Raw genomic sequence first — 15,343 nt, forward strand, 5'->3', positions numbered from 1 at the left:
GATTCTCAGGGCGATTTTGGTAATTCGGGACGTCCGTCTCGTGGACAAAATTCAAATGGAATCGACTAAATTGTAGTTCTCACAGGCTACTGCGGCCTCGTCATTGAAAAGTATTGCCATTACACTTAAGCCTATGACACGCAAGATCATTATCGATTGTGACCCAGGTATTGACGATGCTGCGGCGCTATGCATCGCGCTGTTCGACCCTCGGGTGGAAGTGTTGGCGATTACGGCGACAGCGGGTACGGTCGACTCGGATCAAGCGACTTGCAACGTAACGTCCATTTTGCAGCATCTTGACCCGTCGCGATACCCACGCATCGGCAAAGCGTCTGTTCCGGATGACGCAGCCGTGATTGACGACCGCCATCTGAACGGCCCTGACGGTCTTGGGGGGTGTCACTTCCAAGATTCGGCTCGCCAACACTTGCTGCCGAGCGGAAAGGTCATCGCGGAGCTGTTGAGACAACATCCGGGACAAGTCACGATCGTCTGTTTGGGTCCGCTGACGAATTTATCAAAGCTGTTCCAGCGCGACCCCGGCGTGGTGCCCTTGATCGATAAGATTGTGATCAGCGGTGGATCGGTTTCGCATCCTGGTAATGTGACCGCAGCTGCAGAGTTCAACATGTACTTCGACGCGTTGGCATCGCGCGACGTGCTGGCGTCGGCGACGACCAAGAGCATGGTACCGTTGGATGTGACCGATGCGCTGCGATTTGGCGTGGACCTGCTTGAGAGATTACCGTCCAAGAACACGCGTGCCGGTGATCTGTTGCATCGAATCTTTTCGTATGCCTTCCGAGCGGCTCATCAGCAGCTTGGCCGAGAATTGATACCGCTCCGCGACGCGGCCACCTTGATGGCGGTGATCGAACCCGACTTGTTTACTTGGCGAAATATGGCGGGGCGAGTCGAAACGAAAGGCGAGTTGACTCGAGGGGTGACCGTTTTTGATCAACGAATGCGACGCGAATGGCCATTGAATATGGAAGTCGCCGTTGGCGTCGATGAGGAGGCCGTCAAAGAGATGGTCCTACGCGGTCTGAAATACGCCGGCCAAGAAACCTAATCCAGGGCTGGCGCCCTAACCGGCGGAATGCTCACCGAAACGTTTGGCGAGTGACTTCAGTCCTTCGTCCATCGAAAGGCGTACGCGGTATCCCAGTCGCTGTTTTGCAGCCGTGATATCAAAATAGTGGTCTTTGGCCAATTGTGCCGCGACAAATCGAGTCATCGGCGGTTCACTCGTTCGGCCTGTGATCCGATATAGGCCCTCCAAGCATGCGCCAATCCGGTAGGCCGATGCATAGCGGATCCTGCGGTCCGGGCAAGGCACTCCGGCCAGCTCGCAAAGTTGGCTAATCCAATCCCAGCACGATACCGGTTCGTCTTGGGCGATAAAGTAGGCCCGTCCACCCGCCGTTTGCGGTGCCGATTGCAAGGCGTCGATGGCATCGAGGTGCGCGGCCGCGGCGTTGATCACGTGAACCGTATCGACGACGTTCGTCCCCTCCCCAACGATTCTCAGCCGCCCCCGCTTGGCACGATCGATGATCCGCGGAAGGAGGTGGGGATCGTCGTTCCCCCAAATCAAATGCGGACGAAGCGCAGCGGTGTGCAGTTGGCCCGGAACATGCGAATTGAGGATCGCTTGTTCCGCCAGAGCTTTGCTGTGTGGATAGTGACAGAGCCAGGTTTTGGGGTATTCCACTTGTTCATCCACCCCGCGTTGATCCTTACCATCGAAGGTCACGCTCGGGCTGCTGGTGAACACCAAGCTGCGAATTTCGGCGGACCGGCAAGCATCGATCACATGCTCGGTTGCCAAGGTGTTGATGGAATAAAAATGCTGCCAAGGCCCCCACACGCCTGCAACCGCAGCCGTGTGCACGACCGCGTCGATGTTGCGGATCTTCGCTAAGCAAAACGAACGATCCCGTAAATCACCCTGATGATGCTGCATGCCCAGTCGAAGGAGGTCGGGATACGTTTGCCGTGAAATGCCAACAACCTCGTCGCCGCGAGCGATCAATTGACGCACGATTTCACGACCGAGGAATCCGCCACAGCCGGTAACAAGGACGCGCATGACAAAGGACAAAAAAGTGGGAGGATGGCAGAGGTCTATTCGGCTATCGTCGGCATTTTGTCAATTTTGATCAAGACGACCAATTGCTGTTCCGTTTGGCTGGCCGAGTCGCCGGACATCATTTGCTTTCCGAGCCCGATCGCGGGTTGCGTCGCCGTCACGACAAACATGTCGCCTTCGCCGCCGACCCATTCGATATCCAGGGCGTCAAACGACCAAGTGTCGCGACGCGAATCAATGCGGATTGCGGAATCACTCGGGACCCACTTTTGGCGAGCTTGGCCATGTTGAATCTCGGGACGACATTTCAGTTCGATTTGCCCTGAGATCGACGTTTTTGATGGAGTGATCGCCAACAAACTATGTGGGTCCTCGAGGGTCTTACCGATTGTTTTTCCATCCAACTTCACTAACGTGACTTGGCTTCCCGAGATCGGATGGCGAAGAGGCAATTCATGTCGCTTGCCAAAACGCATCGGGATGCGCTTTGATCCACTGGACAAATCGGTAGCGACATCGGCTTCACTCAGAAAGACATCCACCACGTCGGCCGGACGCGACAAATGCGACAATCGAGACTGAAACTGTTCTTTGCGAATGACCTTTCCGACCCGCAATCCGTTGGCTAACAAATCACGGCGCCGTCCCGGATCAATCACCATCTCGTCGACCCATTGCCAGAGGGATGCGACTTCGTCGGGACCAAGTCGGTTGGACTCAATCGGATGAAATCCCACGTTCAGTACGATCGCCCGGGAGCTTTCGGTGGCGGCGAACAGGGTGTCGGGGTTCGGCTGCGTCTCGTCGCTACGGCTCGATCGATCGGTCCAAGAGGCGCAGCCCGCAGCGATCAGGGCCACGACGGCGGTAAGCATCAGCGAAGCTCGCGTCATGCGACCGATTCGATCCAAGGGATAGACTCCTTATCAGGTGCCGCGGTGCCGTAGCGCCGCCTCGATTTTCAGTGATTGCACCACAGAGTCGTTGGCGCGAGTGCACCTTACGAAGCCTTGCGATCGAACGTCAAGAGAATGTGTTGACCAAAACGTCAGAAACATCCGCTCGTGGCTGCTCCCTGCCAAGAAGGTTGTTTCGAGCTTTTTGCGACTTTCTTCTGCAGGGGTCGTTGCTTCGGCCCAGGGTGCCCGGTCACAATGCAGCTTTTCGCTTCAAGAACGTAGACGGCTGACCGATGGAAGACCTTGATGTTGCCCGAATTGCTGAATACTTGCATGTGACGCCGAATCAGGTGATCAAGATGGCCGATCGGGGGCGGCTGCCGGCTAGAAAGGTTGGCGGGACCTGGCATTTCAGCGAAGCCGAAATCCATCATTGGCTCGAGGAACGGATTGGAGCGAGTGATTCCTTGCAACTGGACAAGGTCCAGCAGGTGCTCGATCGCGTCTCGCCGGCCGCTGTCGATCGACCGATCGCTCAGTTATGCGAGGTGGATACGATCGCCGTTCCTTTGAACGCCCGGACTCGAGGCTCGGTGATCCGTTCGATGTCGGAATTGGCGACCAAATCGGGCCTGATGTGGGACGCGGCTGCGATGGGAGAGGCGGTGAACGCACGTGAACAGATGCACCCAACGGCGCTCGATTGTGGCGTCGCCCTGCTTCACCCCCGCCGACCTCAAACCTCGATCTTGGCCGATTCCGTGATCGCGTTGGGGATCTGTCCGGCGGCGATACCCTTTGCGGATCGCGGCCAATTGACGGACGTTTTCTTTCTGATTTGCTCTTTCGATGACGCCATTCACCTTCGTATCCTGGCCAAGTTGAGCCGCATGGTGGTCGAGCCTTCGTTCCTTGCCGCGCTTCGCCAGTGCCAAACCGCTGGTGAGGCTTGGGGCTGTTTGCAGGACTGTGAACAGCGGGTGGATGAGGCGATTGCGTCACACGGCTCCTAAGCAGAAAACGTTACGCTGGCGTCGGATGCTTCGTCTCGTTTCAAGGAGGATCGATGAAAGTCACGACAACTACCGCCGCCGATTCCTGTCGTACCTTGCTGTGGATTGGTAGCCGAAGGCCCCCCGAATTCCGTGCTGCCTACGCTCACTGCGAATCAGCGTCGGCCCAGATCGCACATCGGAAGTCGGTTGACGAGGCGACTCGCAAGGCGGCGACCGATGTGGACCGAATCGTCTTGGCGCGGACCGATCGTGCTGCATTTGATTGGAAGGCCGCCTTGTCGCTTCGTAGCCTCTTCCCGAATGCGAAAATTCTCTGTTTGTTGGGTCGACTTTGCGAAGGTGTTTGTCATACCGAACGATTTGCGATTGGCGAATGTAAACGGGATGCCGAGCTGCCGATTCTAAGTTGGCACCACTGGAAACCGTTCTTGCCGAGTTGGATTGGCACGACGGGGCCATCCTCAGAGGCCATGCCTCCAAAAGCCACGATCGCCGTCGTCGCGGCAACGTTATCGATCGCGGAACCGATGATGGAGTTGATGGAGGGCCACTCCGATCGATCCGATGGCAACGCAGTGGTATGGATGCGGAAGCCGACGCCGCATTTTGTGCGTCATGTCGATTGGACCCTCTGGGACGATTCGTACGCGTCGCCAACGTCGGTTGCAAACTGGAAAAGTCGAACCGAACAAATGAGTTTATCGTTCGGCGCGAAACATGCGTGGTTGGTCAATAGCCCGCGTCCCCACCAAGTTGCCGCCGCACGGCTAGCTGGCATTGAAACGGTCATTGGCAAGCCGTTTCAAATTGCTGCCTTGATAGAATGGCTCCGCCGCAGCGGATGTGAACCGAGTGTGGCTGATTGGAAACGGGTCGCCTAGCTCTTTGTCAAAACGAAGGATTTGGGTTGCCGATAGTGAATGTTGCTAAAGAGCCATGACCCGAATGATTGAGCTGTAACAAAGCGCTCGTTTAGGGGGGCCAAAAAAAATCCTCGGCCGCGAAGGGTTCGCGACCGAGGACTTTGTCTTTTCTTCTCGTGATCCGCTTTGTACGGTTACAAACGCGTCACACGATAGCTTGAATCTGCTTCGAAACGGAGCCGATTACCATTCGCAACCACAAGTGGGTTCTGCAACTTCGCAACCGCAAGTCGGTTCTGGCATGCAGCATTCGTCACAGGAAGCGTGACGCTTGAACAACTTGCCGAAGAAGCCTTTGACTTTGTCGCCGCACGAAGGACGGTCACAGCAAACGGGTTCGCAACCGCAGGTGGGCTCGATCATTTCGCAACCACAGGTGGGTTCGATGATTTCGCAACCGCAAGTTGGCTCAGGTGCACAGCATGCGTCGCATGCATTGTGACGATGGAACAATTTGCTCAGCAGTCCACATTTCGGAGCCGAGAAGCCGCTGTCGCAGCAAGGCTCGGCACCACAAGTGGGTTCGAAGCAAGGTGCTGGAGCTTCGCAGCCACAGGTGGGCTCGACGTCACAACACGAATCGCATCCGCGATTACACAATTTGTCAAACAGGCCAAACGCGCTGGCGTTGACCGAGCTGCTAGCGACGAAAGCGACAGCGAGCAGAGCAGGAATGAATACACGACGCATCGTGGTATCTCCAAGGATTTAGGTTTCAGGAAGGTCTAGCGTGCGCATTGAGCCGCAACACGTCCGAGCGGCCGGTAAGGGACCAACAAATCGGAGTTCAGTCGCCCCAATCGGACCACGTTGACACGGGAGGTGTTTGCGGTCGATCGGCGTATGGCGGCGCTTGCACTGCACCACACATTGGTGCTTACACATGTCTCTATCGTCGAGCCTAGGTTGCTAGCCTAGGACATCTGGAGAAGTTTCTTGTTGAAACCAACAAATGGGGTTGAAACAGACCGTTGTTGCGGATTGTTTCGAAAAGAACGGCTGGCACGCTGCGCTTGCACCGACCGAGCGGTCTGGACTTGGACGACGAACCCCCGTTGTCGCATCAACTCGAACTTGGAACGTGGCCCATCTGACCTGCTGTTGAAGCCGTGACGTGATAGAATGATCGCGTCCCATCACCCGCTTTCCCACCTTTTCCCCCTCCTGCCCACGATGACATTCCCACGCTTACTTCTGCTGCTACCGTTGTGGTTCCCTTTCACCGTCGCCTCGGCTCAAGACAAAGTCCCCTTTGTGCTCGATTGGGCAACCCATTCCCGATCGGCGATCGATCTGAGCCGCTTTCTCGATGCCCCGGCTGGTCGAGCTGGGTTTGTTCGTCCCAAGGGCGAGCATTTCGTCGATGGCGAAGGGACGCGGATTCGATTGTGGGGGGTGAATTTGGGTGGGCCTTCCTGTTTTCCAAGCCACGAGGATGCAGAAAAATTGGCAGAGAGCTTGGCTCGGCTTGGCATCAACTGCGTGCGATTTCATGGACTCGATTCGAATTGGGGCATCAGTTCGATCGACCGTAGTGGGGGTGACACGTCGCGGTTGGACGAAACGAGTCTCGAACGATTTGACTACCTGTTCGATCAGCTTCGTCGCCGCGGTATCTATGGCAATATCAACTTGAACGTCTTTCGCACTTACGGTGATGAAGACGGTTTGCCTGACCCTCAGGATCTCGGTCTGGCGAAGTGGGCAACTCATTTCTATCCGCGGATCATCGAGCTCGAAGAAAAATACGCTGTCGATCTGCTGACTCATGTGAACCGGTACACGGGCAAGTCGTACGCGAATGATCCCGCCGTCTTGGTGGTTGAAATCGTCAACGAGAACTCTCTGGTCGAAGGCTGGCTCAATGGAAAGCTTGTCGGTCACGATGACAACAGTGGTGATACGTGGAGTCCGCTGCCGACGGAATACGCCAAGGAATTGAACCGGCAATTCAACGCATGGCTGATTGAGAATCGCTCAGCCGAACAAAGGGAGAGATTTCGAAGCGATGCCGATTTGGCTGCCAATGCACCGCTGGTTCTGCTCGCACCGTCACAGTTTTCGTCGGCGACCGCAGAGCGATTTGCAACCGACCAAGAGTTTGTCGTCGACACGGAACGATCCTTTTTGCGCCGAATGAAAACGCTTATCAAGGATGAAGTTGGTTTGAAATCGATGCTGATTGGCGATGCGGATCACAACGACTCGGTGAATGGGTTTCCTCATATGATCAATAATGCTCTCTTTGACTACGCCGATGGTCATGGCTATTGGCAACATCCATCGATTGGGAAGATCACTCGGACGAAGAACGACCCGATGGTCAACGATCCAAGTGATTCCACGATGGTCCAATTTGCTCGGGCGCCAATCGTTGGAAAACCCTTTGTTATCAGCGAAACCAATCACCCGTACCCGCATCGCTATGCCGTCGAAGGGATTCCTCTGTTGACAGCCTACGCGATGCTACAAGATTGGGATGGCGTCTTCTTCCATGAGTTCGGTCGAGCGGTGTACGATAACCCTGATGCTATCGGCCGAAACGGTTGGTTCAATCTGAGCACGGATCCCATCAAGGTAGCGGAGTTGATGTGCTCAGCATTGATGTGGCATCGTGGCGATGTTCAGTCAGCCAAACAGTTGATCGTCCGCCAGCACACGGTTGATGAAATCATGGCAAATTCTCGGATGCCAAGCTGGGAACACCGGCCGTTTTTTGATGATGCGTTTGCCAAGACCTTGCCGTTGGTTCACCGGACGCGTTGGCGACTGGTCGAAAAGCCGGTCAAAGCGGAATACCCCCCGTCACCCGGGATCAACGACATCGTGTCGGATACCGAGCAACTTCGTTGGCAAGGTGCGGACAAGAATCGTGGGCGGGTGACAATCGATACGCCAAAAGTTCAGGCGACGATTGGATTTCAACGTGATGCCGAGCATCGGAGTTACCCTGGCATCCGTCATCTGTCGGTGGACGTCAAGAACGACTTTGCCACGGTGATCTTGACGAGCCTCGACGATCAACCGATCGCATCGAGCAAGAAGTTGCTGCTGTTTGTTGGCGATCGGTCGGCAAATGAAGACTTAACCTGGGAAGATGATTTTCAAACGGTTGCCAATTGGGGGAACGGTCCCGTGGCAATCCGGCCCCTGCAAGGCAAGATCAGTTTATGGGGCTTGCAGTCAGGAGGACCACTGACCACCACGGTCCTCGGGTCGCTCGGCCAACCTACCGACGAAACCTGGACCACTTACGCCAAGGACGGAGGATGGCATGTTTTGCTTGGCAATCCTGTCGGTTCGATGGCTATCCTCGAACGTTAAAGCACGCTCACGAAAGAGTGGTTCCCCGATGAAGATTCCTGGTTCTTTAGCACGATCGCCATTGCTGACTTGCATCGCGACGATGCTCTCGCTGCTGCGAGACTCGGAGTTGGTTCAAGGCGGGAACTAAAAAGCGTCAATCTGCTCCAAAGATAGCCGGCGGTTGAGTGCCGGACAGACCGCGATTCGGTGAATCGTTTCGTGCTGTTTCTTGGAAAGCGATAGAGAGATTGTATTTGATGTTTTTGTCCCAGACGCCTCCGGTGGAAGCAACCGATTTTCCCGTTTCGATCGACACCGCGAAATTGAAGGATTGTATTGCAGCGTTGCATGGGTGCATCGCCTCATGCCATGCGTGTGCGTATGAGATGGCGGGCAATCCAAAATTGGCAATGAGCATTGCCAATGATTGTCCAAAATGCTGCATTGACTGCGCCGACATGTGCGAAATGTTTGTTCGCGCCCTGTCCAGAAAGAGCCCCTATTGGCAACCCTATCGCACGTGGTGCCAAGTGATTTGCGAGTGGTGTGCCGATCAATGTGGCGAGCACTACGAAGAGTGTTGCATCGAATGCGCTGAACACTGTATCAAGTGTGTCGCAGCACTGAACGAATTGGTCTAAGGGACGAACGTCACGGCATCGATTCGATTCTTGATCGACATTTGCATTTGGGTCAACTCTTGTTCAAGCTGCTGGTTGCTCTTGAACAGGCTGATTAACGTCGTGCGAATCTGTTGGAGTTCTTCGGCAAGCTCGTCGTGATATGCCTTGATCGCCACGGTTTCCACCTGGCTGTGTGCGAGGTCTTGTTCCAGTTTCAGCTTGACGGTCTGATTCGTTGTCAGCATCGACTCGGTCGCAGCAATCGCTTCCTCGAGAACTTGTTTTTCGAACTCGACCTGCTCCTTTCGAATCGCCAACTGAGCCAATCGAAGGCGAATTTCGCGAATCCCGAATCGATAATCATTCAGGGGGCGAAGGTAGTAAGTCTTGATCAACTTCGCGACGCCTTCATCAAACAATTGGCTAGCCGCTTCTTCTTTGACCACAACACGGTCGCCAACGTTAAACGAAACCTCGTTGTCTTCGGATCGCTGCAGCCGGCTGTCGACCGCTCGTCCACCGGCATCAAAAAATCCTCCGTCGAGCGCCCCAAACTTATCGGGACTGTCGACTTCAATTTTGTGCTTCTTCGTAAATTCGATCATGGTCCAGCGACTTAGCGGTGGGTCATCTTGGATCGCTTGGCCACCGTCACGCAGATACTTGGTCAGCGTCGCCGGTTTGATACGGTTACCGAAAAGCTGTTTCAACGCGGTTTCGTCCATGCGGCCATACACGTTCTCATCGTTCGGCAAACTGCCTTCGGCAGTGAACATCAAATGACCGTCGAGAGGTAGCAATTCATACAGAGACCAGCGGACCGCTTGTCGGCTGGAAATCGCTTGCGCCTGAGCAGGTTGCAAGGGCATTGTGGGCACCAGCGTGGCTTGTTCCGGAGTACTGCTGTCGACTCGAAACTCACCGAGGTAAAATGTCGGTACCGAAAGTTGGGACTCCGGCAGTAGTTGTTCCGCGAACGCGTAAACGACCAATCCGTCGGGGACCAGAGGCAACGCCGCAGCCGGTTCACCGTCCGCGGCTGCACCGTCGGCGGTCGCGTCTGCAGCCAGCGCGTCGGGTGGGACGACTTCACGAGCCTTGCTGAGCACGACCTGCTGAGGATTCGGTGTCTGCATTTCCAGCGACCGCCAAACTCGCCCGGCTTCCACGCCGACTTGGGCCAATTGTTGGCTCAAAGCGACCAAGCCTTCGCCCGATTGGGAATCACTTGAATCGCCGTATTTGATTGCTTTCTGTTCAAGCACGGCCGCTTCGGCACGCGCTTCCAGCTTTTCCTTGACATCGTGCCAAGCCGATCGGCTCTTGAGAACTCCGGCGGTCGGAAAAATGAAGGTCACACCGAGCAGCATCGTAAAAATGGCTGCGACGATTTGGAACCACCGCCAATCGCGAGCGGCTTTCCACACGACCACGAAGAAACCAATCACCAAGACGATCAGCAGTCCCAGAATGACGAATTTCATGATCGCTCAGGAGAAGTGATGGACAACGGGAGAAAAAGGATGGTTTTGCAGCAAACTACATCATTGGATCTTAAGTTGGGTAAGATATGACGTCAAGCTTTTCTCGCTCTTCTGGCCGTTAAAGCCTTGTTTTTGGCCAGCCTCCCCCCCGACGCTCCGGCTGGGTTGGTGCCCCAGACTCTTGTCGCTCGGCGTTCAGCGTGCCGTCAAAGTCGTTCTGACCGGACTGACACGCACGACCTCGGCTGTTGAAAACGCCACAACCGGTTGAACCGGTCAAGCTGGCCCCCGTGGTGATCCGAATCGACTAACGATGTTATCGGCTGTGCGCCATGTGCCGATTTTTCTCACTGACCCTGTTTTCTCAATCATAGCGACTGACCGTGAGCAAATTCGTTCCACCCCCGTTGCCGTTCGTGATCGCCATTACCGTTGTCACGCTGATTGCGGCCGTTGGCTGCCATCGCAACTATTATCGCCGACAAGCGGATTGTGAGGCGAACGCGCTGTTGGATGAAAAGGCGAGCCATTTGTCGCGTCCACCGAACCAGCAGTTGCGGATCGATGTGGACCGTCGCAGCCGAATGTTCAATCCGTTCGACCTTGATTTCCAGCCGATGCCTCTCGACGATCCTTCGTCGTATGAGTACATGCAATGCGTCGATGGTCGCCGTGGCTATCCCCTGTGGGAAGCGGCGGGGCTGACCAACACGGCGGAAAGTCCCGATTGGTGGCAATTTCTGCCGCTTGACGACGATGGCGTGTTGGTGCTGAATTCGGAAAACGCCGTTCGCATCGCGCTGTTGCATTCACCTGCATATCAAAGCGTCTTGGAAGACCTTTATCTTGCCGCGCTCGATGTGAGCAACGAACGGTTTGTCTTCGACACACAGTTTTTTGGGGGGGCCCAGACTTTTCTGACCGCTTCGGGGCGTCGTCGTGCTGGTGGTCAGAGCAGCACGCGATATGAAGTGGGGCCGTACAGCAACGGCCGACGAGCCTTGTCGATGCAACGCCGATTCGCAACCGGGGCGGACCTGGTTGTCGGGGTCGCCAACAGCATCGTTTGGGAATTGAGCGGGCCGAATAGCCAAAGTGCAACAACGCTTTTTGACTTTGCTCTGCTTCAACCGTTGCTACGCAACGCGGGACGTGATGTCGTTATGGAGAATCTAACGCAGTCCGAGCGTGAGCTCCTGGCCAGCGTTCGAGCGTTCGAACGATTCCGTCGTGAATTCTTCCTGACCGTCACGATCGGCTCGGGGGGAGGGGGAGCCGGTGGCTACCTGGGGCTGCTGCAAACCCAACTGGAAATTCGCAACCTGGAACAGAACATCGCCAGACAAACGGAAAACCTGTTGATCCTCGAGGACACGCTCGTCGAAGAACTGACGAAGTTGCCAGAGCAGAACGCCGGACCGGCCAGCATCATCAACGATCGGATTCAAGTCGCACAGGCCAAATCCAGTTTGCTGCAATCACAAACCAGCTTGGTCAATGCACAAGCTAACTACGAGCGAACGGTTGATTCGTTCTTGCGAACCCTGGGACTTCCGCCCTACATCTGCACTCGATTGGAAGACCCGATGTTACAGCGGTTCGAGTTGATCGATGCCGATCTGATTGGGCGTCGTGAACAATTGTCCGCAGTCCGAATGCGAGTGGGTGAGTTCAATGTCGCCATTTTGGAGCAGGCCGAATTCGAGGTCGACGAGGTATCGGGATTGCCAGAATCGCGATTGGAGTGGACCGACAACGTGGCCGAGACGCTCGCGACGCTGCGTCAAGAATTGGAGCCGCTTGAAACGTTCACGAAAACCTTGATCGAAGAGGACTTGCCACGGGTGAGTCAAGACATCGAGTTCTTCCAGGAAACGCTTGCAGAACGAACGAGTCAAAACGAACAGCTTCGAGAATCGTATGAAGAACAAAAGGATCAGATCTGTTCGTTGCTTGACACTTCCAACATCAGCGATTCGCTCTTCGATATTGAAATCAGCAAGTTGAGTGATGATCTTCGCGCTGAATATGATGTGCTGGTGGGTCAGTTGGAATCGTACCAGACGCGTGTCAAGGAGCTCGAGAAGTCCCTCGATCGCTATGTTCAAGAGGGGCCCCGAGACGATGATCCCGCGGCTGTTGCCCGTGCACTGCGGGATGAGGTTATCCTGGCGTCGCAGGATTTGCTGAGCGAGTTGGCCGACGATGTCTTGGCCTTGCAACTGATTCAAGCCCGTGCGAGAACGGAAAGCGTCCTGCTTCCCGACGTGGATATCGAACCGACCGCGGCGGTTCAAATCGCTCGTGTGAACCGTCGGGATTGGGCGAATGCCCGAGCCGATTTGGTCGACGTGTGGCGGCAAATCGAAGTCCGAGCCGATGATTTGGAAAGCTCGCTGGACGTCGTCTTTAATGGAGACATCGGAAACGTTGGCAACAATCCGTTGGACCTACGGTCGTCGACGGGCCGGTTGCGAGTGGGGTTGCAATGGGATGCACCGATCACTCGGTTGCGGGAACGCAACTCCTACCGAGCGGCGTTGATCAGCTACGAACGTGCCAAGCGGGCGATGTACGGTTTTGAGGACGATGTGTGGCAAACGTTGCGAACGGAAATTCGGCAGCTTCAAGCGAATCGCTTGACTTTCGAACTCGGACGTCAGGCGGTTGTGATCGCTGCGTCGCAGGTGGAACTGAACGCCGACCGTCGCGCTTTGAACGAAGCACGAAGCCAAGGGAATGGGCCGACGGCCGCGCGTGACGCGATTACGGCACTCGATGCACTGCTTCGAGCACAGAACACGCTGTTGGGTATCTTTGTCAACTACGAAGTCGTTCGTCGTAACTTGGACCTCGATCTCGGGACGATGGAGCTGACGCCGGAAGGATTGTGGATTGATCCCGTTAAGATCGATCCCGACTACCTGCTCTCGCTCCCAGGCACAACGGATTCGGGCATGATCGGTGGCTGTAACCATTGCTGCCTGCCCCGTCGGCCACTGCCACGCGAACCCTACTTCGGCTTGTCGCCGATCGATGATTCGGGTCAGCAGGGAATGATCGACTCGGCGATACCAGACGATGACGACTTCCTACCCGCCCCGGTCTTGCAAGGGTCCGACGTCAATCTGCCCGCGTTCGAACTCCTCGAACCCGAATTCCTCGAGCCCGAGCTCCCCGAGCCCGTGATCGAAATGCCCGAACTTCCCGCTGCCGTGATCGAAGTGCCCGAGTTGTCGCTGTAGGGGGTGATTCGCGTCTCCCCCTAGCCGAATCCGACGAAAGCGAAAATACTCTTGTCGTCAATGTTCCCTCGTCCAACTTTATCACGGATCTGCTCAGATGCACAACGAACCTCCTACCCCCATCACGTTCGAAGAGGCGATGAAGACCGGCTTCGACGAAACGCCGATGGAAAGCCGTATCAAGGTCTATGGGGTTCGGTACGTGTTTGTCGTGGACGACGATGACAACGAGTTTTACGTAACCCGGCTGGGGTGGCGATTGCTGGAAAACCTGCAATCGGAGAACTGGTATAAGGATAAGGCTTACGCCAAGCGGGGTGAGCGGCTTGTGGAAGGCAGCGGCGTGGTCTATCGCGTCCCGACAACCAATTCCAGAGGCATTGATCAAAATCTTGTGGTCAAGTTTTCTCGTTTCGCCGAAGAAGTGCCGCTTCAAGTTGCCAAGACCTTCCCGGATAAAATGCCGGCGGAGGTGGTTCAGGGGGCGATGTTCAACGACCCGTTTCAAGAGTTTGGGCTGTTGGTCGACCTGCGCAATGGGCACTTTGGTCGTAAGACGCTGAAGATCATGACCAAGCATCCGATTTGTATTTTCAGCCCCGCAAGAAAATGTGCGCCTTGGCGACTTGGACGTGAGCGAGGGCGGTTCGATCGCTATCGAAGCGGTATGGCCGCCAACAACGATTCAAAGTATTCGAAAATGGATTTGGATTTTGAGCGGCAATACGTGTATCTCTTCGCTTGGGTCAAGGGAACCAATGCCGATGTCTGCGCGCAACAGGGATTGATCACGGCGCAGGAGGCCGGCGAGATCACGATGCGAGCTGCGGACGAAATGCGAGATAAGGGCTTTCGCGTGCTCGACAACAAACCAAGCCATGTGATTCTGCGACAGCGGTCCAATGGCGAATTGCTCAGACGAAACGGTGAGCTTGTTTATGCGCTCGTCGATTTCGAACTGCTGCTCCGAACCGAGGAGTACAAGGAATTTTTGCGCAACCGTGATAAGGCCAATGCCTGATCGCCCGGCCGGCCAGAGTCGTCTGCCTCGGGTACGGTGCTCCCTCGAGTGACATGCTCCCTGCTCCCTCAGGTACCGCGATCGGGTTGGCGAAAAGGGGCTGGACCTTGAGCCACAACGGCGCGAGGAGCGTACATTTTGACGCACCCCCTGTGGTGGGGTTTCGCTCTGCTTGCTCTTGCGTTTAAGTTCAAATTGTCGGTATCAACCCTTTAATGGTGATGATGGCCGCGTTAGAATGTGGTGTGGGTCATGGGCTCGCCAAAACCAAAACGAGGGCGTTTTTGGCTCCGTGAAAGACGTGCAGAAGGCACGCTGGGGCCCCATCACAATCATCCCGATCCTTGATTGCACGATTGCGGTGGCACACGTTCGATACGATTCGCAAATGATGAAGTGAGGTTAGCCATGGGAGCAGGTTGGTACTATATGGCAAGCGGATGGATTCGGAAAACACGTCGAATCGGCCCGATCTCGGAAGCCGACCTGTTGGTTCGCATCGATGAAGGGAAAATCTCTCCAGAAACATTGCTGCAAAGCAGTAAGACGAAGAGTAAGTGGGTGCCGATGAAGGCGATTGGTCCCGCGATCAAACGTTGGAACAAGACCCATCCCGACGACGTTGTCATTAAAGAGAGGAAGCCCAAGCCAGAAGAGCATCGAGAGTAGACCCCAATTGAAACCAAGCTCGCTCACAAAACGGTTGCTGATTACGCCGCAATAGCCGTTGC

Annotated in this window: 12 protein-coding genes; 9 read left to right on the top strand and 3 right to left on the bottom strand. The window is 55.4% G+C overall.

Going from position 1 to position 15,343, the window contains the following annotated elements:
* The first annotated feature begins 133 nt into the window (after nucleotides 1–133).
* On the top strand, nucleotides 134–1,075 hold the full coding sequence (locus Poly41_RS18590) for a nucleoside hydrolase (protein ID WP_146528204.1): 942 nt from the start codon (nucleotides 134–136) through the stop codon (nucleotides 1,073–1,075).
* Nucleotides 1,076–1,090: 15 nt separating this feature from the next.
* Here the strand turns inward: Poly41_RS18590 and Poly41_RS18595 are convergent, their stop codons facing one another.
* Nucleotides 1,091–2,095, bottom strand: coding sequence for an NAD-dependent epimerase/dehydratase family protein (locus Poly41_RS18595; RefSeq protein WP_146528205.1), 1,005 nt, complete (start codon nucleotides 2,093–2,095; stop codon nucleotides 1,091–1,093).
* Nucleotides 2,096–2,130: 35 nt separating this feature from the next.
* A complete protein-coding gene (locus tag Poly41_RS18600; protein ID WP_146528206.1) occupies nucleotides 2,131–3,006 on the bottom strand; it encodes a hypothetical protein in 876 nt (291 codons plus the stop codon).
* A 281-nt stretch (nucleotides 3,007–3,287) separates the two neighbouring features.
* On the opposite strand from Poly41_RS18600, the gene Poly41_RS18605 reads away from it, so the two are divergent.
* The 5 genes from Poly41_RS18605 (at nucleotide 3,288) to Poly41_RS18625 (ending at nucleotide 8,880) form a co-directional block, all read left to right on the top strand.
* Nucleotides 3,288–4,007, top strand: a complete 720-nt coding sequence (locus Poly41_RS18605) for a PTS sugar transporter subunit IIA (protein ID WP_146528207.1) — start codon at nucleotides 3,288–3,290, stop codon at nucleotides 4,005–4,007.
* A 53-nt stretch (nucleotides 4,008–4,060) separates the two neighbouring features.
* Nucleotides 4,061–4,891 carry a hypothetical protein gene (locus Poly41_RS18610; RefSeq protein ID WP_146528208.1) on the top strand — a complete coding sequence of 277 codons (831 nt, stop codon included), beginning with the start codon at nucleotides 4,061–4,063 and terminating at the stop codon, nucleotides 4,889–4,891.
* 306 nt (nucleotides 4,892–5,197) lie between these two features.
* Nucleotides 5,198–5,662 carry a hypothetical protein gene (locus Poly41_RS34190; RefSeq protein ID WP_197231428.1) on the top strand — a complete coding sequence of 155 codons (465 nt, stop codon included), beginning with the start codon at nucleotides 5,198–5,200 and terminating at the stop codon, nucleotides 5,660–5,662.
* 444 nt (nucleotides 5,663–6,106) lie between these two features.
* On the top strand, nucleotides 6,107–8,257 hold the full coding sequence (locus Poly41_RS18620; protein ID WP_146528210.1) for a glycoside hydrolase family 5 protein: 2,151 nt from the start codon (nucleotides 6,107–6,109) through the stop codon (nucleotides 8,255–8,257).
* A 239-nt stretch (nucleotides 8,258–8,496) separates the two neighbouring features.
* Entirely contained in the window at nucleotides 8,497–8,880 is a 384-nt protein-coding gene (locus Poly41_RS18625) for a hypothetical protein (protein ID WP_146528211.1), read from the top strand.
* On the opposite strand, the gene Poly41_RS18630 is transcribed toward Poly41_RS18625, so the two are convergent.
* Nucleotides 8,877–10,346, bottom strand: coding sequence for a hypothetical protein (locus tag Poly41_RS18630; protein WP_146528212.1), 1,470 nt, complete (start codon nucleotides 10,344–10,346; stop codon nucleotides 8,877–8,879). The genes Poly41_RS18625 and Poly41_RS18630 overlap by 4 nt on opposite strands.
* A 383-nt stretch (nucleotides 10,347–10,729) precedes the next feature.
* Between Poly41_RS18630 and Poly41_RS18635 the strand changes: the two genes are divergently transcribed.
* The 3 genes from Poly41_RS18635 to Poly41_RS18645 all read left to right on the top strand — a co-directional run bounded on the left by Poly41_RS18635 (nucleotide 10,730) and on the right by Poly41_RS18645 (nucleotide 15,281).
* Entirely contained in the window at nucleotides 10,730–13,591 is a 2,862-nt protein-coding gene (locus tag Poly41_RS18635) for a coiled-coil domain-containing protein (protein ID WP_231615768.1), read from the top strand.
* Between the two features lie 97 nt (nucleotides 13,592–13,688).
* A complete protein-coding gene (locus tag Poly41_RS18640; protein WP_146528213.1) occupies nucleotides 13,689–14,612 on the top strand; it encodes a hypothetical protein in 924 nt (307 codons plus the stop codon).
* A gap of 408 nt (nucleotides 14,613–15,020) precedes the next feature.
* The gene (locus tag Poly41_RS18645; protein ID WP_197231429.1) at nucleotides 15,021–15,281 is read left to right on the top strand and encodes a DUF4339 domain-containing protein; all 261 of its coding nucleotides are present in this window, start codon (nucleotides 15,021–15,023) and stop codon (nucleotides 15,279–15,281) included.
* Nucleotides 15,282–15,343: the final 62 nt, after the last annotated feature.

Source organism: Novipirellula artificiosorum, assembly GCF_007860135.1.
In the GTDB taxonomy this organism is placed as follows: domain Bacteria; phylum Planctomycetota; class Planctomycetia; order Pirellulales; family Pirellulaceae; genus Novipirellula_A; species Novipirellula_A artificiosorum.

What these genes read in the sequence shown, in the direction of transcription:
- Poly41_RS18605 (WP_146528207.1), top strand. Translation starts at nt 3,288, where the DNA reads ATGGAAGACCTTGATGTTGCCCGAATTGCTGAATACTTGCATGTGACG.
- Poly41_RS18645 (WP_197231429.1), top strand. Translation starts at nt 15,021, where the DNA reads ATGGGAGCAGGTTGGTACTATATGGCAAGCGGATGGATTCGGAAAACA.
- Poly41_RS18620 (WP_146528210.1), top strand. Translation starts at nt 6,107, where the DNA reads ATGACATTCCCACGCTTACTTCTGCTGCTACCGTTGTGGTTCCCTTTC.
- Poly41_RS18590 (WP_146528204.1), top strand. Translation starts at nt 134, where the DNA reads ATGACACGCAAGATCATTATCGATTGTGACCCAGGTATTGACGATGCT.
- Poly41_RS18625 (WP_146528211.1), top strand. Translation starts at nt 8,497, where the DNA reads ATGTTTTTGTCCCAGACGCCTCCGGTGGAAGCAACCGATTTTCCCGTT.
- Poly41_RS18640 (WP_146528213.1), top strand. Translation starts at nt 13,689, where the DNA reads ATGCACAACGAACCTCCTACCCCCATCACGTTCGAAGAGGCGATGAAG.
- Poly41_RS18595 (WP_146528205.1), bottom strand. Translation starts at nt 2,095, where the DNA reads ATGCGCGTCCTTGTTACCGGCTGTGGCGGATTCCTCGGTCGTGAAATC.
- Poly41_RS18610 (WP_146528208.1), top strand. Translation starts at nt 4,061, where the DNA reads ATGAAAGTCACGACAACTACCGCCGCCGATTCCTGTCGTACCTTGCTG.
- Poly41_RS18630 (WP_146528212.1), bottom strand. Translation starts at nt 10,346, where the DNA reads ATGAAATTCGTCATTCTGGGACTGCTGATCGTCTTGGTGATTGGTTTC.